The organism is Rhodococcus sp. DMU2021 (assembly GCF_019641445.1).
GTDB lineage: Bacteria > Actinomycetota > Actinomycetes > Mycobacteriales > Mycobacteriaceae > Rhodococcus > Rhodococcus pyridinivorans.
This window is the reverse complement of record NZ_JAIFKB010000021.1, coordinates 1-23,257: the sequence shown is the minus strand read 5'-3', so window position 1 is coordinate 23,257 and position 23,257 is coordinate 1. Positions and strand designations below refer to the sequence as shown.

27 protein-coding genes are annotated in these 23,257 nt (G+C 68.1%); 12 read left to right on the top strand and 15 right to left on the bottom strand.

Features of this window, described 5'->3' with window-relative positions; all coding sequences use genetic code 11:
• Positions 1 to 118 precede the first annotated feature (118 nt).
• Positions 119 to 1,357: a glycosyltransferase 87 family protein gene (locus K3M35_RS22395; RefSeq protein ID WP_006553142.1), complete on the top strand. Its 1,239-nt coding sequence runs from the start codon at positions 119 to 121 to the stop codon at positions 1,355 to 1,357.
• On the opposite strand, the gene K3M35_RS22390 is transcribed toward K3M35_RS22395, so the two are convergent.
• Together K3M35_RS22390 and K3M35_RS22385 are read right to left on the bottom strand one after the other, a co-directional pair.
• Positions 1,327 to 1,656 carry a branched-chain amino acid transporter permease gene (locus K3M35_RS22390; RefSeq protein ID WP_006553141.1) on the bottom strand — a complete coding sequence of 110 codons (330 nt, stop codon included), beginning with the start codon at positions 1,654 to 1,656 and terminating at the stop codon, positions 1,327 to 1,329. The genes K3M35_RS22395 and K3M35_RS22390 overlap by 31 nt on opposite strands.
• The gene (locus K3M35_RS22385; RefSeq protein ID WP_006553140.1) at positions 1,649 to 2,347 is read right to left on the bottom strand and encodes an AzlC family ABC transporter permease; all 699 of its coding nucleotides are present in this window, start codon (positions 2,345 to 2,347) and stop codon (positions 1,649 to 1,651) included. The genes K3M35_RS22390 and K3M35_RS22385 overlap by 8 nt, the downstream gene beginning before the upstream one ends.
• A gap of 53 nt (positions 2,348 to 2,400) precedes the next feature.
• Here K3M35_RS22385 and K3M35_RS22380 point away from each other — a divergent pair, with 53 nt between their 5' ends.
• Positions 2,401 to 3,132 (top strand): M50 family metallopeptidase, encoded by a 732-nt coding sequence (locus K3M35_RS22380; RefSeq protein WP_006553139.1) that lies wholly within the window; start codon positions 2,401 to 2,403, stop codon positions 3,130 to 3,132.
• On the opposite strand, the gene K3M35_RS22375 is transcribed toward K3M35_RS22380, so the two are convergent.
• Complete coding sequence (locus K3M35_RS22375; RefSeq protein WP_259444363.1) at positions 3,101 to 4,885, bottom strand: 2-isopropylmalate synthase; 1,785 nt, start codon at positions 4,883 to 4,885, stop codon at positions 3,101 to 3,103. The genes K3M35_RS22380 and K3M35_RS22375 overlap by 32 nt on opposite strands.
• 187 nt (positions 4,886 to 5,072) lie before the next feature.
• Here K3M35_RS22375 and K3M35_RS22370 point away from each other — a divergent pair, with 187 nt between their 5' ends.
• The gene (locus K3M35_RS22370; protein WP_220666992.1) at positions 5,073 to 5,744 is read left to right on the top strand and encodes a FadR/GntR family transcriptional regulator; all 672 of its coding nucleotides are present in this window, start codon (positions 5,073 to 5,075) and stop codon (positions 5,742 to 5,744) included.
• A gap of 49 nt (positions 5,745 to 5,793) precedes the next feature.
• Here K3M35_RS22370 and K3M35_RS22365 read toward each other — a convergent pair whose 3' ends face one another.
• Together K3M35_RS22365 and K3M35_RS22360 are read right to left on the bottom strand one after the other, a co-directional pair.
• A complete protein-coding gene (locus K3M35_RS22365) occupies positions 5,794 to 6,444 on the bottom strand; it encodes a cyclase family protein (RefSeq protein ID WP_006553136.1) in 651 nt (216 codons plus the stop codon).
• A gap of 19 nt (positions 6,445 to 6,463) precedes the next feature.
• On the bottom strand, positions 6,464 to 7,270 hold the full coding sequence (locus tag K3M35_RS22360) for an acyl-CoA thioesterase domain-containing protein (protein WP_006553135.1): 807 nt from the start codon (positions 7,268 to 7,270) through the stop codon (positions 6,464 to 6,466).
• A gap of 59 nt (positions 7,271 to 7,329) precedes the next feature.
• Between K3M35_RS22360 and K3M35_RS22355 the strand changes: the two genes are divergently transcribed.
• Both K3M35_RS22355 and K3M35_RS22350 read left to right on the top strand, forming a co-directional pair.
• Positions 7,330 to 8,406 carry a nucleoside hydrolase gene (locus K3M35_RS22355; RefSeq protein ID WP_033097481.1) on the top strand — a complete coding sequence of 359 codons (1,077 nt, stop codon included), beginning with the start codon at positions 7,330 to 7,332 and terminating at the stop codon, positions 8,404 to 8,406.
• A 37-nt stretch (positions 8,407 to 8,443) separates the two neighbouring features.
• Entirely contained in the window at positions 8,444 to 8,842 is a 399-nt protein-coding gene (locus tag K3M35_RS22350; RefSeq protein WP_006553133.1) for an Lsr2 family protein, read from the top strand.
• Positions 8,843 to 8,905: 63 nt separating this feature from the next.
• Here the strand turns inward: K3M35_RS22350 and K3M35_RS22345 are convergent, their stop codons facing one another.
• A complete protein-coding gene (locus tag K3M35_RS22345) occupies positions 8,906 to 10,318 on the bottom strand; it encodes an FUSC family protein (protein WP_094979817.1) in 1,413 nt (470 codons plus the stop codon).
• Positions 10,319 to 10,388: 70 nt separating this feature from the next.
• Between K3M35_RS22345 and K3M35_RS22340 the strand changes: the two genes are divergently transcribed.
• Complete coding sequence (locus K3M35_RS22340; protein ID WP_006553131.1) at positions 10,389 to 10,901, top strand: MarR family winged helix-turn-helix transcriptional regulator; 513 nt, start codon at positions 10,389 to 10,391, stop codon at positions 10,899 to 10,901.
• Between the two features lie 13 nt (positions 10,902 to 10,914).
• Here the strand turns inward: K3M35_RS22340 and K3M35_RS22335 are convergent, their stop codons facing one another.
• Positions 10,915 to 11,394, bottom strand: a complete 480-nt coding sequence (locus K3M35_RS22335; RefSeq protein WP_024102381.1) for a hypothetical protein — start codon at positions 11,392 to 11,394, stop codon at positions 10,915 to 10,917.
• A 31-nt stretch (positions 11,395 to 11,425) separates the two neighbouring features.
• Complete coding sequence (locus tag K3M35_RS22330; RefSeq protein ID WP_024102382.1) at positions 11,426 to 12,238, bottom strand: DUF72 domain-containing protein; 813 nt, start codon at positions 12,236 to 12,238, stop codon at positions 11,426 to 11,428.
• Positions 12,239 to 12,336: 98 nt separating this feature from the next.
• Here K3M35_RS22330 and K3M35_RS22325 point away from each other — a divergent pair, with 98 nt between their 5' ends.
• Positions 12,337 to 12,918, top strand: coding sequence for an HdeD family acid-resistance protein (locus K3M35_RS22325; RefSeq protein WP_220666991.1), 582 nt, complete (start codon positions 12,337 to 12,339; stop codon positions 12,916 to 12,918).
• A 25-nt stretch (positions 12,919 to 12,943) separates the two neighbouring features.
• On the opposite strand, the gene K3M35_RS22320 is transcribed toward K3M35_RS22325, so the two are convergent.
• A complete protein-coding gene (locus K3M35_RS22320; RefSeq protein WP_024102384.1) occupies positions 12,944 to 13,351 on the bottom strand; it encodes a TIGR03618 family F420-dependent PPOX class oxidoreductase in 408 nt (135 codons plus the stop codon).
• 127 nt (positions 13,352 to 13,478) lie between these two features.
• Here K3M35_RS22320 and K3M35_RS22315 point away from each other — a divergent pair, with 127 nt between their 5' ends.
• Positions 13,479 to 13,808, top strand: a complete 330-nt coding sequence (locus tag K3M35_RS22315; RefSeq protein WP_006553126.1) for a GYD domain-containing protein — start codon at positions 13,479 to 13,481, stop codon at positions 13,806 to 13,808.
• A gap of 75 nt (positions 13,809 to 13,883) precedes the next feature.
• Entirely contained in the window at positions 13,884 to 15,182 is a 1,299-nt protein-coding gene (locus K3M35_RS22310) for an MFS transporter (protein WP_019288841.1), read from the top strand.
• Positions 15,183 to 15,220: 38 nt separating this feature from the next.
• Here K3M35_RS22310 and K3M35_RS22305 read toward each other — a convergent pair whose 3' ends face one another.
• The 5 genes from K3M35_RS22305 to K3M35_RS22285 form a co-directional block, all read right to left on the bottom strand.
• Positions 15,221 to 16,918, bottom strand: a complete 1,698-nt coding sequence (locus tag K3M35_RS22305) for an AMP-binding protein (protein ID WP_033097484.1) — start codon at positions 16,916 to 16,918, stop codon at positions 15,221 to 15,223.
• Positions 16,915 to 17,790 carry an alpha/beta fold hydrolase gene (locus tag K3M35_RS22300; RefSeq protein ID WP_024102387.1) on the bottom strand — a complete coding sequence of 292 codons (876 nt, stop codon included), beginning with the start codon at positions 17,788 to 17,790 and terminating at the stop codon, positions 16,915 to 16,917. Before K3M35_RS22300 ends, K3M35_RS22305 begins: the two co-directional genes overlap by 4 nt.
• Positions 17,787 to 18,527 carry a hypothetical protein gene (locus K3M35_RS22295; protein WP_220666990.1) on the bottom strand — a complete coding sequence of 247 codons (741 nt, stop codon included), beginning with the start codon at positions 18,525 to 18,527 and terminating at the stop codon, positions 17,787 to 17,789. The genes K3M35_RS22300 and K3M35_RS22295 overlap by 4 nt, the downstream gene beginning before the upstream one ends.
• A complete protein-coding gene (locus K3M35_RS22290; RefSeq protein ID WP_220666989.1) occupies positions 18,524 to 19,720 on the bottom strand; it encodes an acyl-CoA dehydrogenase family protein in 1,197 nt (398 codons plus the stop codon). Before K3M35_RS22290 ends, K3M35_RS22295 begins: the two co-directional genes overlap by 4 nt.
• 86 nt (positions 19,721 to 19,806) lie before the next feature.
• The gene (locus K3M35_RS22285; RefSeq protein ID WP_033097487.1) at positions 19,807 to 20,406 is read right to left on the bottom strand and encodes a TetR family transcriptional regulator; all 600 of its coding nucleotides are present in this window, start codon (positions 20,404 to 20,406) and stop codon (positions 19,807 to 19,809) included.
• Positions 20,407 to 20,531: 125 nt separating this feature from the next.
• On the opposite strand from K3M35_RS22285, the gene K3M35_RS22280 reads away from it, so the two are divergent.
• Genes K3M35_RS22280 through K3M35_RS22270 form a run of 3 tightly spaced genes read left to right on the top strand, consistent with a single transcriptional unit; the run spans position 20,532 to position 23,013 of the window.
• A complete protein-coding gene (locus tag K3M35_RS22280) occupies positions 20,532 to 21,029 on the top strand; it encodes a nuclear transport factor 2 family protein (protein ID WP_006553119.1) in 498 nt (165 codons plus the stop codon).
• Positions 21,026 to 21,400 carry a DUF485 domain-containing protein gene (locus tag K3M35_RS22275; protein WP_006553118.1) on the top strand — a complete coding sequence of 125 codons (375 nt, stop codon included), beginning with the start codon at positions 21,026 to 21,028 and terminating at the stop codon, positions 21,398 to 21,400. Before K3M35_RS22280 ends, K3M35_RS22275 begins: the two co-directional genes overlap by 4 nt.
• Positions 21,397 to 23,013 carry a cation acetate symporter gene (locus tag K3M35_RS22270; RefSeq protein ID WP_016692584.1) on the top strand — a complete coding sequence of 539 codons (1,617 nt, stop codon included), beginning with the start codon at positions 21,397 to 21,399 and terminating at the stop codon, positions 23,011 to 23,013. The genes K3M35_RS22275 and K3M35_RS22270 overlap by 4 nt, the downstream gene beginning before the upstream one ends.
• A 4-nt stretch (positions 23,014 to 23,017) precedes the next feature.
• Here the strand turns inward: K3M35_RS22270 and K3M35_RS22265 are convergent.
• Positions 23,018 to 23,257 (bottom strand): DUF6285 domain-containing protein (locus K3M35_RS22265; protein ID WP_259444362.1); only part of this gene is annotated, 240 nt, incomplete at its 5' end.

The window sequence follows — 23,257 nt, the reverse complement described above, 5'->3', positions numbered from 1 at the left end:
CGCGAAACGGATTTCCCGACCAAAACGGTTGGGGAGGCGATATTCTCGTCGCCTGATCCCGAAGACAACGATTGTGTAACGTGGCGACGCACCTGTTTCCTACCGGGAGGTACCGCCCGTGCTGTTGACCGAAGTCCGTACCCGACCTGTTCGATCCTTGTTGATCGCCATCGGTCTGACGGTCTCGGCGCTGGCAGTCGCGGGATACCTGCGCGACGCGCTGAACGAGTACCTCATGGATCTCGACGTCTTCCGCGATGCCGGCTGGGCCTTCCTGCACCACACCCCGCTGTACACCGAGGGGTTCTTCAGCCATTCCGGTTTCCGGTTCATCTACCCACCCTTCGCGGCGTTCCTCTTCGCCCCGATGGCGTTGGTGGGCAGCACCGCCCTGCAGGTGTTGTGGACGATCGGACTCATCGCTCTCGTGTGGTGGGTGCTCGAGGTCGTCTACCAGCGACTCGACATGTCGCAGCCGAGCCTGATCGCAGCCGCGTCGCTCGGACCGGTGCTGTGGCTCGAGCCGTTCCGCTCCAACTTCACGTTCGGCCAGATCAACATCGTGCTCATGGCACTGGTGGTCGCCGACCTGCTCGGTGTGATCCCGAAGCGCTTCCGCGGTGTCGGCATCGCGCTGGCCGCCGCCATCAAGGTGACCCCGGCCGCCTTCGGCCTGATCTTCCTGCTGCGCCGCGACTGGCCGTCGGCATTCCGCGCGCTGAGCGCCTTTGCCGCGACCGTCGCGTTCGGCTACTGGCTGCGCCCCGATTCGACCGTCTACTTCTGGACCACGGAGTTCTTCGCGACCGACCGCGCCGGCGACCCGTCGTTCTTCCGCAACCAGGCGCTCACCGGTCTCATCGCCCGTTTCGACTTCTCCGACGGCACCGCCAAGGCGCTGTGGCTGGCCGGTGCCCTGGTCGTCGTGGCCGGTACCGCGTGGGCCGCCTACCGCTTCCTGCGTGCCGACGAGCCCGTGGTCGCGGTGGCCCTGGTGGGCCTGGCGTCGCTGCTCGCCGCTCCGATCGCCGTCACCCACCACTGGGTGTACGCGCTGTTCCTCGTGCCGCTGCTCGTCGCGCCGGCCTACCGCCGCTGGTGGCCCGTGCTGGGGCCCGCCACCGTGGTCTTCCTCATCGGACCCAACCACCTGCTGCGTGAGGCGTCCTCCGGCGGCTGGGTCGAGCAGTTGCTCCTCGAAGTCCTCGGGACCTCGCAGTGCCTGGCCGCGATCGCAGTCTTCGTCGCCGCGATGGTCGCCGCGCGCCATCGTCGCCCCGGTGCCGAGAACGCCGTCGAGCGCGAGGAGACCGTCGCCGCGCCGGCTCAGGTCCAGAACGCCGACGCGACGAGATAGAGACCCGTCCCGACAACGGTGCTCAGCGCGGCGTTGCGTCGCCACAGATGCACCGCGATCGTGCCCGCGAGACCGACGGTCGCGGGTAGCCAGGTCGACTCCCCCACGTCACGCAGTGTGTACATCACCAGGATCACCATGACGCCCGCGGGCATCGTACGGCCCAGGAAATCGACGAAGGCGGAGTTCTTCAGCGCCGACAACGCGAGGAACGGCGCCGCGCGCAACGCGACCGTCACGACGAACATCACCGCCAGAGCGCCGAGGACATATCCGGCGCTGGGCACCGACTCAGGCACGGGCCACCTTGTTCCGGTAGACGAAACGCACGAACAGGCACACCACGAACAACCCGAGCCCGACGACGAGCATCTGGCTTTTCGCGACCAGCAATGCGACGAGACCGCAGACCAGCGCGAGCACCGGCGCCGGCACGTCGCGGTTGGCGCGGAAGGCATCGATCGCAAGCACCGCGAACAGTGCCGTGAGGGCAAACTCGAGTCCGGCGAGCCCGTCGGGGAGCACTGCCCCGATCAACGCGCCGATCGTGCCCGACACGACCCACATCAGCTGGCAGAGCACCTGGACCGTGAGGATGCGGGTACCCGAGAGCGGCTCACGTGCCTTGGGGGCGACGATCGCGTACGACTCGTCGGTGAGCGCATAGACGCCGTAGAGACGCCCGAGCCGGCTGCGGATGCGGTGCAGCGGGAACGACAGGCCGTAGAAGACGTGCCGGAAGTTCACCAGCAGCGTCGCCGCGGCGACCGAGGCGAGCGGCGTGACCGCCGCGATCAGACCGATCGCGAGGAACTCCATCGACCCCGCGTAGATGACGGTGGAGAAGATCGGCGCCCACCACCATTCGAACCCGCCCTGGGTGAGAACCACACCGAACGCGAGCCCCAGCGGGATCAGTCCCAGCCCGACGGCCCAGGAGTCCTTGATACCCGCGCGGATCTCGAGGGTACGACGGTCGGGCATGCTCATCAGGCTATCGCCGGGCCGGAAGTCTCGGCGCCCGGCCCGGAGGAAGGTGATCTGTGTCCACATCGTTCACGGAGGTCGTGTCCTCCGCCTGGCAGGCCGTGTCGACCGTCGACCAGCCCGCTCCGACGGTGGTCGTCGTCGGAACGGCGATCGTCGCACTCGTGCTCGTCACCGTTCGGCCGCTGTGGCTGAAGACCCGCCATGTCGTCACGCAGGCGCACGAGGGGTCGCACGCGCTGGTCGCGGCGCTCGTGGGCCGAAAGCTGTCGGGCATCCGTCTGCACAGCGACACCTCGGGGGTGATGGTGTCGTCCGGCAACCCGCGAGGCCCCGGCATGGTCGCGACCACCTTCGCCGGGTACACCGGTCCGGCCGTGCTGGGATTCGCGGCGGCGACGCTGCTGACCCTGGATCGGCCCGCCGCGGTGCTGTGGTCGATCCTCGCCGCGCTCGCCGTCCTGTTGCTGCTGATCCGCAATCTGTACGGATTCGTCTCGGTGGTGATCGCGGGTGCGCTCGTCGGTGCGGCCGCCTATCTCGGGGACCCGATCGTCCGGTACACCGCGGCGTACCTGATCACATGGGTCTTGCTCCTCGGCGCGACCCGCCCGGTCCTCGAACTCGCCCGCACCCATTCGCGCGGTCGTGGCCGGGGTTCGGACGCCGACCAGTTGCGCGGACTGACCCGCGTTCCGGCGGCCGTATGGATCGCGCTGTTCGCGATCGTCACGGCGGGTACCGCCTTCTACGGCGTCACACGGATCGTGGTGACCCAGCTGTCCTGAGTGGCCTCGGGATGCAGGCGGCAGCACGGACGACCGCGTGCAGGCTCGCGGTGAGCACGGAGCTGTGACGCCCCGCTGCCCACCGTGTGTCGTCGCCGCTGCGGAATTCGATCAGGGTGAGTGCGTCGGTGCCGACGCTGCTCTGATGGAGGCCGAGCACCTCGATATCGATGCCGAGACGGGCGAGAGCGTCGGTCGATGCTTCGACGGGACCCACGCCCTCGTGGACACTGCGGTGTTCGGTGCCGCCGACACCCAGCATGATCGTGGTGCCCGCGTCGGTCACGTCGAAGGCGCGCAGCACCGGTGCACCCGGGACGTCCGGCCGTGCGAGATATGCGGTGTCGAAGATCTCCCACAGTTCGGTCGCAGTGACCTCCCCGCCGCTGGTGTCGGTGTGGTCTTGCACGTGGCGCGTGAAGTCGATCTGGAGCCGACGCGGAATTTCGATGCCGTATTCGCTCTCGAGCAGGTAGGCGACCCCGCCCTTACCGGATTGCGAATTGACACGGATCACCGCGTCGTAGGTACGTCCTATGTCGGCGGGATCGATCGGCAGATATGGTACTCGCCAATCGATCTCGGACTCGGGACGGCCCTCGGCGACGGCGCGTGCCCGGTGCTCGGCGAACCCTTTCCTGATCGCGTCCTGATGAGTGCCGCTGAAGGCGGTGTGCACCAGGTCGCCGACATACGGGTGCCTCGGGTGGATCTCGATGCGATTGCAGTATTCGACGGTGCGGCGGATCTCGTCGATGTCGGAGAAATCGATCATCGGATCGATGCCCTGTGCGTGGAGGTTCAGTGCGAGTGTCGCAATGTCGACGTTGCCGGTGCGTTCCCCGTTGCCGAACACGCACCCTTCGACCCGCTGCGCCCCGGCGAGGACGGCGAGTTCGGCGCACGCGATACCTGTGCCGCGATCGTTGTGCGGGTGCACGGACAGGATCACCGCGTCGCGTCGCGCGAGGTTGGTGTGCATGTACTCGATCTGATCGGCATAGACGTTCGGGGTCGCGATCTCGACGGTGGCCGGAAGATTCACGATCACCGGCCGTTCGGGGGTCGCGTCCCACAACTCGGTGATCGCGTCGCACACCTCGAGCGCGTAGTCGGGTTCGGTGAAGTTGAAGACCTCGGGTGAGAACTCGAACCGCACGTTCGGCAGGTCGCCGGCCAGTTCCAGGACGTCGCGGCCACCGGCGACGATCAGTTCCGTCAGCGCGGTACGGTCGCGGTCGAGGACGACCTCGCGCCAGGTGGGAGCGGTCGCGGTGTACATGTGGACGACGACCTCGTTGCGGACACCCCGGACGGATTCCACAGTCCGCTCGATGAGGTCGCGACGTGCCGGGGTGAACACCACGATGGTGACGTCCGGCGGCGCGATGTCGGTCTCGACGATCAGGCGCACGAAGTCGAAGTCGGTCTGCGAGGCGGACGGATAACCGACCTCGATCTCCTTGTATCCCATCGCGACCATCAGCTCGAAGAAGCGGCGTTTGCGGCCGGGATCCATCGGTTCGGCCAGTGCCTGGTTACCGTCGCGCAGGTCCACCGGCACCCACAGTGGGGCCGCGGTCAGACGTTGTGTGGGCCAGTTCCGTTGCGCCAGTGGAACCTCCACGCGAGAGTACACATCGCGGTAGCGATGTGAGGGCATGGCGGAGTGCCGCTGCCTGTTCCAGACGGGGGCGTCGGCAGGAACCGGACCGGCAGGAGTGAAGATTCGCGGGAACGTGCTGGTGCTCATAGGAGAAGTCCTTCGTCGATCGTCGTTACGAGGGACCGGCGCGTGTTCGACTCCACGACGGGGAGCCGGTCCGGCTAGGCCCCGCCGTGGCGGCGAAGGAGAAGGAACGCGAAGGAGCGCATGTCCCGAAGGCTAACATAACTCCTCGGACAAGTAGAGAAGTAGGCGACTCTGCGATGATGGAACCATGACCGTCGTCCGCCGCGAGCCTCTCGCCGACCAGGCCGCCGAACTGCTCCTCGAACGCATCCGATCCGGAGAATGGCCGCTCGGCGCCAAGCTGCCCGGCGAGACGACGCTGGCTCCGCAGCTCGGCGTCGGCCGCTCCACCGTCCGCGAAGCGATCCGTCAGCTCGCCGGACGCGGCATCCTGACCACCCGGCAGGGCGCCGGCGTGTTCGTCACCGCTCTCGACGCACCCGAGGACTGGACGCGCACGGTCGCGCGCGCCGACATCCTCGCCGTGATCGAGGCCCGCATCGCCGTCGAGGTCGAGGCCTCGGCCCTTGCCGCCGCGCGCCGCACCCCCGCCGAACTGCGGGCATTGAAGAAGTCACTGCGGGAACGCGAAACCCATCGCACGGCCATCGAGGAACACGTCGACACCGACATCGTCTTCCACCGCACCATCGTGGTCGCCGCACACAACCCGATCCTTCTCGACCTGTTCGACGGCTTCACACCCCGTAACCGTCACGCCATGATCGAAATGCTCCGCACGGGCGGCACCCACGGGGACGACGCCGACCACGATACCCACCGACGCATCTACGACGCCATCGCGGACCGTGACGGGGTGACCGCCGCCGCCGTCACCCGCGACCACTTGTCCTCGCTCACGACGGCACTCGGCCGATAGCCGGGCCGGTTCTCTGCGGACGGTTCTCGACCTCCCGGGTGCGGGACGGTCACTTCTCGATCTGCATCGCGACCGCCCTCACCGGGGCCCCGTCGACGCCCGCGAACGGGATCGGCAGCAAGGACACGAGCGGATCCGCGAAGTCGATCGCGTCGAGATTGCGCAGGTTCTCGCAGATGATCGCCCCCGCGTCGGCGAGCACGTGGTGCGCTGCGAGCGTCTCGTCGCCCGTGGGATCCACGCTCGGCGCGTCGATTCCGACCGTGCGGACGCCGCGGTCGAGCAACCACCGGCACGCGTCGACGCTCAGGGCCGGATGCTCGAAATAGCGGTCGGTGCCGAAATACCGCGACCAGCCGGTGAGGACCAGCGCGATGTCGCCGGAGCCGATCGCAGGCCCACCCCACATGTCGGCGGTGACGAGCGCACCGGCGCCGACGCGGGCGCGCACGTCGAGCACCACTCCGCGTCCCACGAAGTTCTCCGGCGGTACCGCGTCGATGGCGGCGCCGCCGCTGCGCACGTGTCGCGGCGCGTCGACGTGGGTGCCGGTCTGCGATCCCATGTCGATGCGCATCAGGTCGAATCCGTCGGTCTCGACGGTGGCGTGCGGTGTGAACGTCGGTGCCGGATCCCCGGGATAGACCTGGATGGCCGGGGAGACGATGTGGGTCAGGTCGACGATCCGCCGAACACGCATGACATCACTCCTGTTCGGGTCAGCCGAAATCGACCTGCCGCTGCGCATTCGCGAGCGCGGTGACCACACCGGTGCCGAACGCGCCGAGACGGTCGAACAGCACCGCCGTGCCGACCGCGATGCCCTCGCTGCTGATGTGGTTGTCGGCCTCGATACCGACCTCCGGTCCTTCCGGCAGACGGGACAGTGCCAGGGTGACATCGGAATTGATGTAGCCGACACCTTTGTCCGACCAGTTGGTCACGAACGACGTGCCCTCACCGACGGTCGCGGTGTTGACGAACGGCGACAGCTCCTCGCCGACGATGATCGGCAGCTGCCGCGACCACAGGCGCTTGCGATCGGAGTTCTGGTGTTCCGACCGCACCCGCGTCCATCCCGGGCCGTCGCTGCCGTACCACGACGAGTACTCGAGCGGCCCGGGCTGCGTCTCCGGGGAACCGGGAGGAGGCGTCGGGGACTCGCCGCGCAACCACACCGACCCGGGCGGCGGCGCCGACTTGCGGAGGAAGGTGAGCGTCGCGCGCGCCGACACCTCTCCACCCTGCATCAGGTTCGCGTCGGCGACGCGGATGCGGTTGCCGTCGCGCACCCGGGTGGTGGTGAAGGTGATCGGCTCGTTGCGGACCGGCCTGAAGAGATCGAGGGTGAACCGGGACGGGACGAAACCCTCGACGGCATGGTGGATCTCGAGCTCACGCGCCACCAGACCGCTCACACACGGCCCGTTGAGCATCGTGTCCGACCACGGGCTGGTCGCATACTTCGTGGGCAGGTAGACACCGTCGTCCTCGGTGAAAAAACCGCGGTTCTTGCGCTCGTGCATTCGGGAATTCTCCCAGCACCGGCCGCGGTGCGTTCATCGGGATACCCGAAGATGGGATCGTGCATGTACACGAACCCGATGTTCCGGCTGCCCGTACCCGCCTGATCGTCGACGTCGACACCGGCATCGACGACGCTCTCGCCCTGCTCTATCTCGTCGCGAGCCCGGAAGCCGAGATCGTCGCCGCCCTGTGCACGGCGGGGAACGTGCCAGTGGACCAGGTCACCGCCAACACGCTGTCGTGGCTCGAGGTGTGCGGTCGGTCCGATATCGAAGTGGCTGCCGGATCGCAGGTTCCGCTGGTCGCGCCACTGATGACCACCGAGGACACGCACGGTCCACAGGGGATCGGGTATGCGGAACTCCCCGCTGCGTCGCAGTCGCGGTCGCCGCGATCGGCCGCGCAGGCGTGGGTCGATCTCACCCGCGAGCATCCGGGAGAGCTCACCGGGCTCGTCACCGGCCCGCTCACCAACCTCGCCCTCGCCCTGCGCATCGACCCGGAATTGCCGTCGCGGTTGCGTCGCCTCGTGATCATGGGTGGGTGTTTCCACCATCCCGGTAATACGACGCCGACCTCGGAATGGAACGTCGCGGTGGATCCGGAGGCCGCCAAGGTCGTGTTCGACGCGTTCTCGATCGTCCCTCCGGACCGGCGACCGATCGTGTGCCCGCTCGACGTCACGGAGTCGATCGAGATGCATCCCGAGCATGTCGCGCGGATCGGGGACGTCGTCGGTGTGCCCCGATCCGGGGAGCTGTCCCCGGACGCTCCGCGCGGTACGCGGTCGACGGCCGATGTCCCTCTCGTCCGCCACATCTCCGATGCACTGCGGTTCTACATGGAATTCCACCGTGACCAGGGCCTGGGCTTCCTCGCGCACGTGCACGACCCGTTCGCCGCGGCGGTCGCGCTGGGCACGGTTCCCTACACCTCCCGGCCCGCGACGGTCGACGTCGAGCTCGACGGACGGCTCACCCGGGGCACGACGGTCGCCGATCTGTCCGGTATGTGGCAGAGGACGCCGAACGCGGATATCGTGGCGGGCACCCGTCCGGCAGAGTTCTTCGATCATTTCGTCGAGCGGGTGGGATCGTACATTCGCGACTTGAACCTACCCCCGAGTAAGAACTAGCGTCGACAGCGCACAGTTCGGGGACAAGGAGATAAACGTGGCACAGAAAGTGCGCGTCCAATATTTCGACGATATCGACGGCCAACCGATCATGGACGGCCTGGCGCAGTCGTTCCGCATCACGGTCGACGACGACGAGTACGAAATCGACCTGCGGCCGGCGAACGCAGACAAGTTCCTGGCGGTACTCCGCCCGTGGTTGCACGAGAAGGCACCTGAGAAGCCCGCTTCGAGCACCCGCACCATCACGCCGAAGCAGACGGCAACGAAGGCCCGCACACGGACGGCGGGGACTCACAAGGCGATTCCGCCCACCCGGTCGCCGGAGCAACTGGCCGCGATCCGGCACTGGGCCCGTAACAAGGGTTACGACGTCAGCTCGCGCGGCCGGATCCCGCGTCACATCCTCGAGCGGTTCGAAGCCGCTCACTCCTGAGCATCACCCGGCTGCCTCCCCCGCGGCAGGCCATGAACGCCACCGACGACCGGTGCCGCCTCGTCACGCGACGAGATGGTGCCGGTCGTCGCGTCGGATGGTCACCGCAGCGACGATCACGCCCACGACCACGCCGATGACGGTGTCGGCGACCCGGTTGACGGCGAGGCCCGGACCCGCGTGCTGCCCGAGACCGGTGAGCAGCAACGCCATCGTCGTCACCCCGACCGAGGCGAGCCCGTAGTTCCGGGTCACCGTGAGTTCGGTGAGCGTCTGGAACAGCACGGCGGCCGCGACCACCGGCCAGTAGCCCAGGTCGAGCGCGAGCAGCACGGCAGCGATCATGGCGCCGCCGACATTTCCGATCAGACGCTGGATACCGCGCTGAACAGTGTTGCGGTAGTTCAATCCTTGCAGCGCCGCCATGGCACCCATCGCAGCCCACAACGGATGGTCGAGCCCGATCGGTGCGGCGAACGACGCGGCGAGCAACGACGCCACGAAGATCCGGGCCGCTCCGATCAGCACGAGACGGTCGAGCAGACGACCGCATCCTTCGCGGACGAAGCCGGGCGGCGTGGGCAGCACCGGCCGCCCCTCGGCATCGACACGCGGAATCTCGATGTCGCGCCGCGCTTTCCGAAGTTCCTTCTCGAATCGGGAGAAATCGTCGCAACGTGCGCGGGAGGTGTCGTGCGACCCGCTGTCGAGAACCGTCTCGGCCGCGTCGAGCAGTGCGGCCAGTTCGTGGACATGGGCGTCCGGACGTCGCGAGGCGTTCAGTGCGACGGTCTCGCGCGCCTTCCGGATGCTCTGTCGCGCAGCGGGAACGGCGTCCGCACCGCGGATCTCGACGGCGGAGACCGCCGCGAGGGCGCGTGCGACCGCCAGACGAGCGGGCGTGTGGGGATGGGAGAGCGCGGGGAGCATCGCGATGACATATCCGAGCAGAGCACCGATGGTCGCCGCGGCGGTGACCAGCCCCGCATCGCCCCATCCGTCGGAGAAACCGGCGGCGCCGGCGGCCGCGAAGATGAGGATCACCGGGCCGGGGCCCATGAGCGAGAAGGCCGTGAACACCCAGTACGCGACGGCCGAGCCCAGCGAGAGCGCAACGATCTGCACCCACAGCGGGGCGCCCATCGCGCCGAGCGCAGCCCCGAAGGCGGTGTAACCGACGATGCCGAGGCCGACCCACGGAAGGCGCACGGCGAGACGCGGATACGGTTCGTATCGCAGGAAGGCACTGGTGAGTGCGCCGAGGGCGGCGAAGCCGGCGACTTGTCCGTAACCGAGCAGACCGCCGCCGACGAGGGCGAGCATCGTCGCGAACCCCACGCGCAGCGCCACGGCCACGGTCGGATCGCCGCGCCGCACTTCGAGGGCGTCCTTCCACGCGCTCGCCGACAGCGGATGCGCGAGCGCTCTCCGGGTGTGACGGAGCTGAGGGCGGTCGTCGAGTCGGCGGTCCAGCATCCGTCCACCCTATTGTTTCACTGGTAAAATATCTATGAAATTGTTCGTCCGCTGCCGTTAGACTTGCCACATGCCCTCCGAGACGCCCCAGCCCGATTACGTCGATCGCGTACGTCTCGGATGGACCGCCCACTACCCCGGCCTCGACCTGCGCCCCATCGACGTGATCGGTCGCATCACCCGCATCGGGTCGCTCGCGCTCACCTACTTCGATCGGGAACTCGAACCGAGCGGCATCAGCCGCAGCGAGTTCGAGGTACTCAGCGCGCTCGCCCGCAGCGACCACCCGTTACGCGCCAGCGAGGTCACCTCGATCACGGGGATCTCCGGTGCGTCGACGACGAAGCACACCGAGCGACTCGCCAAACTCGGTCTCGTCGAACGCACACGACTCGAACGCGACGGCCGCGTCGTCCTCCTCACCCTCACCGACGACGGGCGCGCACTCGTCGAGAAGGAGTTCCCGCGACGCCTGGCACGCGAGCGGCAGATGCTCGACGGACTCGACGACGACGAGGTTCAGGTCCTGTCCGACCTGTTGCGCAAGGTCGTCCGCAACGTCGAGAACCACTATCCGGCCTGATCCCCCGAACAGGTCAGGGCATCTCCTGCGTCTCGGCCCGTTCGATCTCGCTCACGGCGCGGCGCAGATACGCCTCGGGAGCCACGCGGCGCGCAGCGACGAGATCGGCGACGACGAGCAGGCCCGCGGCCAGATACTGCTCGGGACGGATCTTCGGGCGTTCGGCGTCGGAATCGGACACTCCGAGCGCACCCGTGAGCACAGCAACAACGGCTTCGGGTTCGAGCGATGGCAGCCATCGCAGTCCGGAACGGACGGAGCGTTCGAGCACGGCCTGCACGTCCTCACCGGCGAGACCGTCGGGATGCAGTTCCTCGAGCAACTCCCGGACCATGCCCGCGTGCACGGCCGTGACCTGCTCGTAGGGCAGGTCGACCAGTACCGCGACCGCCTCGTCGAAGGGCTCGGCCGACTCGCTGCGGGCAGCGGCGAGCGCATCGGCGGTGGCCGTCGCGATCTCCCGCGGCGTTCTCGGCCAGTGGTCGGGCCACACAGCGATCTCCTGTCCTTCCTCCGACGCCCGGTCACAGGCGTTCCTGCAACGCGAGCGCGTCGTGCGGTGCACAGCCTTTCATGTCGTTGTCGAAGTACACGTAGACGTCCCGGCCGTCGCCCAGCCATCCGCGGATCCGCTCGGCCCACACGTCGAGAACGTCGGGGGTGTACCCGCTCGCATACAGCTCCTTGTCGCCGTGCATCCGCACGTAGACGAAATCGCTCGTGACGTCGGTGAGGAACGGGAACTTTCCGGCCGTGTCGGCGACGACGAGCCCGATGTCGTGCGCGCGCAGCAACTCCACGGCCTGCGGGCTCGCGAGGTCGGGATGCCGCACCTCGACGGCGTGCCGCAGCGGACGCTCGGCGTCCACCTCCACCCACACCCGATCGTCGGCGAGTTTGTCGGTGTGCCGGCGGGCGAGTTCGCCGGCGGCCATCGTCGTGCGGGGCAACCGGGTGAAGAAGTCCGCGAACCTGTCCTCCTCGAAACCGAGGGTCGGCGGGAGCTGCCACAGCACCGGACCGAGTTTCGGGCCGAGCGCGAGCACACCGGAGGCGAAGAAATTGGCGAGGGCGTCGTCGACACCCGCGAGCCGTTTCATGTGGGTGACGAACCGCCCGCCCTTGACGGCGTAGACGAAGTCGTCGGGTGCGGCGTCCCGCCACGCGAGATAGCTGCTCGGGCGCTGCAGCGAATAGAACGAGCCGTTGATCTCGATCGATCCGAACCGCTGGGCGGCGTATTCGAGTTCCCGGCGTTGGACGAGTCCTTCCGGATAGAAGTCTCCGCGCCAGCCCGGATAGCGCCATCCCGATATCCCGATCCTCGCCCCGGCCACGTTTCCGAGCGTAACCTCGGCTTCGATTCGGCACGCGAAGCAGCACGACCGCGCTTATCCTCTGGGCTACAAGATCACATCACACGCCAGGAGCCGTCATGTCCACGAGCCCGGTTTCTTCCAACGATCCGTTCCGATCATTACTGAAGCAGATCTGGTGGGTGGTGCTGCTGCGCGGCATCCTCGCGGTCCTCTTCGGTGTCGTCGCACTCGTCTGGCCCGGCATCACCGTGTGGGCGCTGGTGGTCGTCTTCGCGGCCTACGCGATCATCGACGGCATCGTACTGGTCGTCCAGTCGGTCCGTGACAAGCCCGAGGGCTGGGGCTGGTGGCTCGCCATGGGCGTCGTCTCCGTCCTCGCCGGCCTCGTCGCACTGTTCTGGCCCGGCATCACCGCACTCGCACTGCTGTACGTGATCGCGTTCTACGCCATCCTGTTCGGCATCACCGGCATCGTCGGCGGCATCCGGTTCCGGAAGGTCCCCGAGTCCGGATGGGTGTGGTCGGTGCTCGCCGGCGTCGTCGCCGTCCTGTTCGGCATCGTGCTGCTGATCTTCCCCGGCGAGGGCATCCTGAGCCTGATCGTCCTGCTCGGCATCTACGCGATCCTGTTCGGCGTGCTGCTCATCATCCTGGCGTTCCAGGCACGCAGTGCGGCGAAGAAGGCCGGCGTCATCTGACCACCGGCCTTTTCCCCGATCGATCTCAGGCGTTGCGCAGGCGACCCCACGCGTGCCAGCGGTCGATCTCGATCCACGCGTTGACGCGCTTGCCGTCGCGCGCGTGGTACGGCTCGCCCGTGTAGTGGCGAGCGATCCGGTCGATGTCCTCCAGGGACGGATCGTCGGTGAATTCGACGACCCGCCCCTGGAGGCTCACGTGCGTGATCCAGTCCTGCGGATCCATCGCCGACAGGCTCACCCGCGGATCGTTCCGCAGGTAGTCGAGGCGCTTACGGGTGGAGTCCATGTTGACGAGGATGCGGCCGTCCTCGTAGACGTACCAGGTCGGAACGGACACCGGATGACCGTCCGGGCGCAGAGAGCTGATCGTGGCGTAGTTGGGCTGGGTGAGGAATTCTGCGACGGCCCCGGGCACGGGTCGTTTCGGCACGGCACTCCCTTTCGATGCGGTGGATGGATCTCGATATCGAGACTAGGCCGCGATTCCCGGCGAAACCGTCCCGGGCGACGAGGGGAGGACCGACCATGGAGGTCGGGATCCTCGAAAGGAGACGATCATGCCGCGATATCTCTGGCAGGTGAACTACACCGCGGACGGCGCACGCGGGTTGCTCACGGACGGCGGTACGTCCCGGCGCGACGCCATCGTCCGGATGGTCGAAAGTGTGGGCGGGACGGTCGATTCGGTGCACTTCGCGCTCGGTGGTCACGATCTGTACGTGCTCGGCGAGGTGCCCGACGAGATCGCGGCCGCGACACTCGAACTCCGCACCATCGCCTCCGGCGCCGCGCGCTCCACGCCGATCGCCCTGCTCACCCCCGAACAGGTCGACGAGGCCGCGCGCCGCGACGCGAGTTACCGGACGCCGGGGAGCCAGGACGGCTGACCGCTCGCCTCCCGCGACGCACTGCTGGGTATCGTCTGCTCATCCTGTTGCTTTCTCGAAGAAAGTGAATTCGTGATGAGTGTGCGCCCGGCCCAGCGCAGTGACCACCGACCGGCCCGCATCCACCCGGCATGGTGGGTCGCCGCGGTGGCCTTCCTCGCGTTGTTCGGCGCCGCCGGCTTCCGGGCGGCACCCGGCGCGCTCATGGTGCCGCTGCACGACGAGTTCGGCTGGTCGACGAGCGTCATGTCGCTCGCGGTCAGCATCAACCTCGTCCTGTTCGGACTCGTCGCACCGTTCGCCGCCGCCCTGATGGACCGGTTCGGCATGCGCCGGGTGATCTCGTCGGCGCTGTTCCTGGTGGCCCTCGGCGCCGGTGGCAGCGTCGCCATGACCGCCTCGTGGCAGTTGCTCGTGTTCTGGGGACTGCTCATCGGTACCGGCACGGGGTCGATGGCCCTGGTCCTGGCGGCGACCATCGCCGACCGGTGGTTCGTCGAGCGGCGCGGCCTGGTGATGGGCATCCTCACGGCCGGTTCCGCGACCGGCCAGCTGGTGATCCTCCCTCCCGTGGCCGCGCTCGCGGAGAACGTCGGGTGGCGGCAGGCCTCCCTCGTGATCGCCGCGGCGGCGCTCGTCGTCGTCCCGCTGGTGTGGGCGGTGATCCGCGATCATCCCGACGAGCGCGGCGTCCTGCCCTACGGGGCCGACCCCGAGACCTACATCGCGCCGGCGCGGGCGACCGGTGGTGCCGTCGGCCGCGCTCTCGAAGGGCTGGTCTTCGCGGTGCGTCACCGGGCGTTCTGGGCCCTCGCGATCGCCTTCGCCATCTGCGGAGCCACCACCAACGGACTCGTCGGCATCCACTTCATCCCGTCGGCCCACGACCACGGCATGCCCACGACCACCGCGGCGAGCCTCATGGCCGCCGTGGGGATCTTCGACATCGTCGGCACCATCGCCTCCGGATGGCTGACCGACAAGTTCGACCCCCGCAAGCTGCTGGCCTTCTACTACACCTTCCGCGGCGTGGGTCTGCTCCTGCTGCCCTGGTTGCTGCAGGAGTCCGTGCACCCGAGCATGATCCTGTTCGTCGTGGTCTACGGCCTGGACTGGGTCGCCACCGTGCCGCCGACTGCGATGCTGTGCCGCCGGATCTTCGGCGACCGCGGAACCATCGTGTTCGGCTGGGTGTTCGCCTCCCACCAGATCGGTGCCGCGGCGGCCGCTTTCGGAGCCGGGGTCATCCGCGACAACCTCGGCACCTACACCTACGCGTGGTGGGCCGGAGCGTCCCTGTGCGCGGTCGCCGCGTCGCTGTCGATTCTCACCAGGGGCCGCGTCGCCACGACCGCACCGATGGGCCGCAACTGAGCGACGCGACCGCGTGCGGATCGTGACGACGCAGGACGCTATCCGGCTCGGAAGTCGCGTTCGCTACCGGCCCACTCGCGGGCCCACTCGCGCAGTTCCACGGCGCGGATCTTCGAGCCGTTGCCCCCGACCGTGGTGGGCATCCGTTCGATGACATGGATCGCCGTGGGCACCTTGAAGGCGGCGAGGGTCTCGCGGCACCAGGCCCGAAGGGTCACCGACGTCGTGTCCGCGGGTGCGTCGTCGGTGGGGACGACGAAACCGATCGCCTCCGTGTAGCCGCCGTCGCCGGTGATGCCGACGACCTTGGCCGTGGCCACGCCGGGATGCTCCGCCAGACGCGTCTCGATCTCGGCGGGGTCGACGAGGAAGCCGCGCAGGCGCAGGACGTCGCCCATCCGGCAGACGTAACGGAACCCCCCGTCGCCGAGGTCGACGGCGAGGTCGCCGCTGCGGAACCAACCGTCGGCCGTGAACGCGCGCGCGGCGGCGTCGGGGTTGCCGAGATAGGCGTCGACGACGTTCGGGCCGCGGAACTGCAGTTCGCCCTGTTCGCCGGCCGGGAGGACCCGATCGTCGTAGGGATCGGCGACCCGCAGTTCGATCGCCGTGTCGACCGCGCGTCCGCCACCGTTCCAACGCACCGATTCCGGATCGTCGGCGTTCCACAGCATCGCGAGGGCGAAGACCTCGGACGAACCGAACACACCGGAGGTGTGGGTGCCGAATTCGTCGCGCAGCCATCGGGCGATCTCGTGGGAGCGGCCGAGGAAGTCGGCGATGCCGACCCATCGCAATGACGACAGATCGACGCGTTCGCCGTCGTGCCAGGCGTCGTAGAGACGGCCGAACAGGTCGTCGGCGCCCACCGCGTGCGTGACCCCGACCTCCCGCATCCGGCGCAGGACCGCATCCGGATCGAAGACCGTCTCCATGAGCAGCGCTCCCCCACCGGCGAGCGCCGCCATCGCGGTACTGAAACCGAAGACACCCGAGACCGGGAGCACGCACAGCGCCACGTCGCCCTCGGCGACCTTCATGATCGCGGCGTCGGCGCGTCCGTGACGGACGACCGCGTTGCCGCGATGTGCGGCCAGCTTGGGCACGCCCGTGGAACCGGATGTCGTGAACGCCACCGCGATCCGATCCTCGGGATCGTCGTCGATCCCGGCCGGGGTGAGTGTCGCGGTGTCGGGGGTCTCGGGAGCGCTCGCGCCACGCGTGTCGCCGCTGCCGGCCGTCCACGCGCCTCCACCGAGATCGAAGTCGGCCGGGGACGCCGAGGGGTTCGCCGGTCCGGGCACCACCGCAACCACCGGGGTGGCCACATCGGGCACGGACGCCGCGGCCTCGGTGAGCCGACCGAACAGGTCGAGTCCGTGGAAGGCGGCCGGCACGGACACGACGGCAGGTCGTGCGGCGGTGAGTATGTGCGCGACCTCACGGGTGTTGTAGCGGGTGTTGACACCGATGACGTGGGCACCGAGCGCGGAGGCCGCGAACTGCCACACGAGTGCGTCGGACCAGTTCGGCAACATCACCGCGATGCACTGGCCGGCGCGCAGGCCGATGCCGTCGAGTTCGCTGCGCACGGCCTCGACCCGGTCGCGGAACTCTCCGCGGCTGCGGGCCACCGCCACGTCGTCGACGATGTCGTAGGCGATCGGGGCATCCGGATTCGCGGCGACGAGCCCGTCGAGCAGTGCGGGCAGGGTGTCGGTGCGGGTGGTGGTCACAGCGCTGCCTCCTCGGGAACAGCGACCCGGCGCAGTTCACCGATCCAGGTGTCGGCGAGCGCGGCGAAGTCGTCGATCTCCTCCATCGGATAGTGCCCGATACCGGCCAGTGCCGTGAAGCGGGCGCGTCCGGGAAGTGCGTCGTTGATGGTGTCCGCTGCCCGGGCCACGGCGTCGGGGTCGATCCACGGGTCGTCGACGCCGGCGACGAGGTGGATCGGTGCGGTCACCCGGTCGAGGCGGTCGCGCACGTCGTGGGTTCCCCAGCCGATGAGGTCGGACGACGAGATCTCCGGGTCCTCCCGCTTGTGCATGAGCGCGATCGTGTGCGCCTTCACCTCCGGAACCGAACGTCCCACGGATGCAAGAGTTCCCAGATAGGTGCGCTCGGAGCGCGACGGTCCGGCGACGTCCTCGAGTTCGCGGCGCAGACCGGTGACGTTGACGCGGCCCGGGCCGGGCTCGGCTTCCATCGCCACGGCCCCGGACAGCGGACGGTCCGGGCGGGTCGCGAGTTCGAGTGTGAGCTTGCCCCCGATCGAGCAGCCCATGACGAACGGCCGGTCGATCCCGAGCGCGTCGAGCACCTCGCACAACCAGTCGCCGTAGGTGATCAGGCTCGTGACGGGGCCGCCGGGTGCCGGTTCGGAACGTCCGTGGCCGGGCAGGTCGGGGACGACCACCCGGTAGCCGCGGTCGGCGAGATCCCGGGCCGCGTGGCGCCACTGCACGCCGCTCTGGCCCGCAGTGTGGATACACAGGACGGTGGGCAGATCGGTCGCGTCGAGCGCGTTGCCGGATCGTGCGTCGGGAGTGACGATCTCGACGAAGCCGAGCGCTCCGCCGATCTCCAGGTAGCGGGCCTCGATCATGAGCGGGCCTTTCGGGCGAGGGCACGGGCATGCCCGATGATCGTGTTGAGCGGCTTGGTCAGGCGTAGGTATTCGTATCCGTCTCCGGTGGAGGAGAATTCGCCGCGGATGGCGCGGCGCATGAAGTCGTTCTCCTCGGACAGGACGAGATCGGTCCAGGCGTGGTCGGACGCGACGAAGGTGAACGTCGCGCCGTGCGGGGTGCGCCGGGTGACGTCGACGATCCGCCCCTTGTAGATGCGCAGGTGCAGTTCGGTCTCGCCGCTGCGCAGTCCGATGGTGCCGTCCCAGGTGGACAGCGAGGAAGTGAAGTCCCGGTCTTCCGAGAGGCTCTCGGCGAGCAGTGCGCCCCAGGCGGGTGTGCAGAAGTCCAGTTCGGGAACCGTCGGCTGTTCGTCGTCGAAGGTCCATGTCTCGGTGCCGGATTCGCGTACCGTGCCGGCCTGGTCCACGAGCCGGACGTAGCGGTGCGCGGTCCGTCCGGACACGCGGGTGATCACGGTGTCCGCCGATACGACGTCCGATGCGGAGACCGGATCGTTTGCGTTCCAGTCGAATCCGGACGGTACGCCACCGGGAACGGACGGGACGAGCGAGGCGACGGCCAGGGCACCGAGGACGGGTGAGTTCGCCGGTGCCACCGTACCGGAGGCGGTCAGGACATCGGCCACGGTGCAGGGTTCCGAGGCGGTGCGGTCCCCGACGGTGAGCGGGCGGGTGACGGTGTGTGCGCTCATGCCTGCTCGGGCCTTCCCAGGAGTTCGTCGGAGATGATGCGCATCTGGATCTCGCTGGTGCCCTCGAAGATCTTCGTCAGACGTGCGTCGCGCCAATGGCGTTCGACCTGGAAGTCGGTAGTGTATCCGGCGCCGCCGTGGATCTGCACGGCCTCGCTGGTGACCTGCTCGGCCATCTCGGTGGCGACGAGCTTGCACATCGACGCCTCGAGCGAGCACCGCCGGCCGGTGTCGATGTCGGTGGCGACCGAGTACATCAGCTGGCGTGCGGCCTCGATGTCGGCGGCCATCTTCGCGATCTTGAACCTCAGATGCTGGAAATCGCCGATGGGGCGGCCGAACTGGCGGCGGGTGTGCACGTACTCGATCGAGTCCTCGAGCGCGGCGCGGGCGAGGCCGATGGCGCGGGCGGCGGTGTGGGCACGGCCCACCTCGAGGCCGGAGACGGCGAGGTAGAAGCCCTTGCCCTCCTCGCCGAGCATCTTGTCGGCCGGGATGCGGAAGTTGTCGAACGACAGTTCCCAGGTGCTCCACCCGAAGTAGCCGATCTTGCGGACCTTGGTACCCGAGATGCCCTCGGGGAACACGCCGCGTTCCTTCTCGACGAGGAAGGCGCTGATGCCGCGATGCGGCTTGGCCGAGTCCTTGTTCGGGTCGGTGCGGGCGAAGAGCACGAGGTAGTCGGCCTCGTCGGCGTAGGTGCACCACATCTTGGTGCCGTTGACGACCCAGTCGTCGCCGTCGCGCACGGCGCGGCACGAGATGTTCGCGACGTCGGAGCCGGCCTCGGCCTCCGACAGGGCGTACGCGCCGAGGTACTCACCGCGCGCGACCTTGGGCAGCAGTGCCGCCTCCTGCTCGGGGGTGAATCCACCGCCCATTCCGTTGCCGCGGGCGAGCAGACCCGACACGCTCATCCATGCCCGCGACAGTTCCTCGGCCACGAGGCAGTACTCGAAGACGCCGAGCCCGAGACCGCCGTGTTCCTCGGGGATCATGATCCCGAAGAAGCCGATCTCGGCCATCTCCTTCTTGAGGGAGTCGGGGATGGCGCCCTGGACCGGGTCGAGTTCGTTGGCGACGGGCAGCACCTTCGTCATCGCGAAGTCACGGGCGAGGTCGCGGATCGCGAGGCGTTCCTCGGTGAGATAGCGCGGGGAATCGGTGCGCGGCTGCGAGGGGCGGTGGGTCATGGGAGGTGCACTCCTTCGATGGACCGGAGTAGGTCATTAACGCTTGTTCACCCAGTACAGCACGGCACCCATGACCCGTCAACGGTTCAGCGCGAATATCCGACCAGATTGAGCGCGTATCCGGCGAAATCGTCGGCGACCTCCTGTGCCGAGAGGGGTCCGCTCTCCCGGAACCAGAGGGGGATGCCGGCGCACATCGTCAGCACCGCGGTGACCCCTTGATGCACTCGTTCGATCGTGAAAAGTCCCTGCTCCACACCGTCTTCCGCGATATCGACGAAGAGTTGTTCCTGCGCGTCGCGTGAGCCCACCACGCGCTTGCGGTCGAGCGGGCCGAGATACCGCAGTTCCGAATTCGCCACCAGGCAGGCCCGCGGATTCCGCGCGGTGTACAGCGCGTGGGCCGCGACCGCCGCGCGCCACCGCTCGGCCGGATCGTCACCGACCTTGCGCAGCGCGTTGCGGGTCGCCGTGAACTGCTCGTCACTCGCGCGGCGGAGAATTTCCACGAGCAGTTCCGACTTGTTCTCGAAGTGGTTGTAGACGTTGGCAGCGCTGCAACCTGCGGCGTTGGCGATATTGCGCATCGTCGCCCCGTGGAATCCGCACTCGTAGAACTCGTCGAGCGCGGTCTCGAGAATCCGTTCCCGAATGGACGAGGACGCTCCGTTCGACCGGCTGTTCATCCCCGCACAGTAGGCACACATCGCGCCGACCAGCAAGAACCTTCCCGTTGACGGGCATGCGCACGCTTGTTATGGTCCAGCTCACATGAACGGACGTTAATAAAACGCACAACGGAGGATCTGCCGTGTCCAGTCCCCATCCCGGACCGTCCCTGCTCGACCGCATCACCCACCTCGAAGACCTCGAGGCGATCCGGAAGCTCGATGCGCAGTACTGCCGCCACCTCGACGACGGCAACTGGGACGCGCTCATGGAGCTGTTCACCGATGACGGCGAGTTCGACGGCCTGTCCCACCCGCAAGGAAAGGAGGAGATGCGCACCTTCTTCGCGGGACTCGCCGACGGCGGCCTGACCTCCTTCTGGCACTTCATCACGAACCTCGAGATCGACCTCGACGGTGACCGCGCCACCGTGCGCTCGTTCCTGTGGCAGCCGTGCGTCACCGACGGCACCCCCGCGATCGCGGCCGGTCGCTACAACGACGAGGTCGTCAAGGTCGACGGCCGCTGGCTCTACAAGGTCAAGCAGGTGCGTTTCCACTTCTTCGGACCGCTCGAGGCCGGGTGGGACGAGAACCTCTTCGCGCTCGACAGCGCCCGCGGCGCGGCGGTGCGGGCATGACCGACACCGTGAACGGCGTCCCCACCTCGTCCCCGGAGGACGAGCTCGTCTGGACGCGGATGCTCCGTCTTCCCGAGATCGCCGAGTTGCGTCGCCGACGCGCCCGCGTGACCAACACGCTCGGTGGCATTACCGTCGTGCTGTTCACGTCCTTCCTCGTCGCCTTCATCGGGTTCCCCGACCAACTCGGCGCCACCGTCGTCCTCGGCATCCCGCTGTCGCTGTGGGTGGTGTTCTCCCAGTTCGCCGGAACCTGGGTGCTGGTCTGGGCGTACTTCCGTCTCTCCCGCACCTACATCGGCCCCGCCGTCGACGACGCCGTGGTGGCCGTCGAACGGAACCGTCCCGCATCCGAGGAGGTCGCATCATGACCGGTGACGCCGATTATCTCGCCATCGCGATCTGCAGCGCCGTCATCTCCCTGACCCTATGGGTGACCTTCGCTGCATCCCGGCGCGCGAAGAGCGCCGACGGATTCTTCGCCGCAGGTCGCTCGATCTCGAGTTGGCAGAACGGATTCGCCATCGCGGGCGAATTCATCTCCGCCGGTAGCTTCCTCGGCACCACCGGTCTGATCTTCTCCAAGGGCGTCGACGGCACCGTCATCCTGTTCACGTCCGTCATCTCGTTCCTGCCGGTGCTGTTCCTCCTCGCGGAGAAGATGCGCAATCTCGGCAAGTACACCCTCGCCGACGTCCTCGTCTTCCGCACCGACTCGCGGAACGTGCGGGTCGCGGTCGCGCTGAGCACGATCGCCACCGGCACCTTCGTGCTGCTCGCCCAGCTCGTCGCCGCGGGTGTGCTCCTCGAATCCGTCTCGGGCATCCCGTTCTGGCTGTCGGTGGTGGTCGCCGGATCGCTCATGGGCATCTACGTCTTCGTGGGGGGCATGCTCGCCACCACCTGGGTGCAGGTCATCAAGTCGACGATCCTGTCGGTGCTCGCGATCATCGTGTGCTTCGGCATCCTGGCGCAGTTCGGGTTCGCATTCCCGAAGGTCCTCGACGCCGCAACCGACAACGCCGTCGCGGGCGACGCGATCCTGTCCCCCGGCCTGATCTTCGGCCAGACCAGCGCGATCAACCTCGTCTCCTACGCGCTCGCGTTCGCCCTGGGCACCGCCGGAATGGCGCACATCCTCATCCGGTTCTTCACCGTCCCCGAGGCCACGACGGCACGTCGCTCGCTCGGCTGGACCGTCGCGCTGTGCAGCCTGTTCTATCTGATCGTCATCGTGATGGGCTTCGGCGCCGCGGCCGTGCTCGGACCGAACGGCACCGATCTCGTCGGGCCCGGTGGCAACCTTGCGGCACCCGTCCTCGTCACCGAACTCGGTGGCGGAGCCGGCACGGTCGGTGGGTCCATCGCGCTCGCACTCGTCGCCGCGGTCGCCTTCGCGTCCATCGTCGCAGTGGTCGCCGGTGTCGTGATCTCCGCGGCCGGCACCTTCGCCCGCGACGTGTGGCCGGCGGTCACGCGGAAGGAACCGATCGAGAATCTCGACGCGGACGAGCAGGCCCGGGAGGACCAGGCCCAGGCCCGCATCGCCCGGTACGGGGCCGTGTCCTTCAGCGTCCTCGCCATCGGCCTGGCCATGCTCATCGGCGACGACACCAACATCACCTTCTTCATGGGCATGGCGTTCATGGTGGCCGGCAGTGCGCATCTGCCCGCTCTCGTGCTGAGTCTGAACTGGCGGCGCTTCAACGCCACCGGCGCGGTCTGGGGTGTGCTCACCGGTCTCGTCTCGACGGTCGTGAGCCTGATGTTCACCGAGGCCCTGTGGATGGGCAGCGGCCCCGCTCCCCTGACCATCCAGCTCCCGGTGATCGTCACCATGCCGCTCGGCATTGCCGCGTGCGTGATCGGATCGATCGTCGGCGAGAAGCGTCGGGGACGAGGCCGCCTCGAGGACGAGAAGTTCGCGGAGATGCTGGTGCGCGCGGAGACCGGCATCGGCGCGGAGGTCGCCGCCACGCACTGATCCGTCAGCGATATTTCGGGTTCGCGACCTTCAGCCGGTTCGCGGCCAACCCCCTGATCACCTCGGCGACCTGCGGGTCGTCGAGGTGATCTCGTCCTGCACGCACACCGAGGGCGAGTTCGGCTTCGGAGCGGTAGCCGAGCCCGGCGAGCCGCACCCGATAGGTCTCCCGCACCGCCGGGGCGAAGAGGGCCTCCCGTGCGGCGATGCCGAGAACGTGCGCCGCCACCCGGCTGCGGTAGCG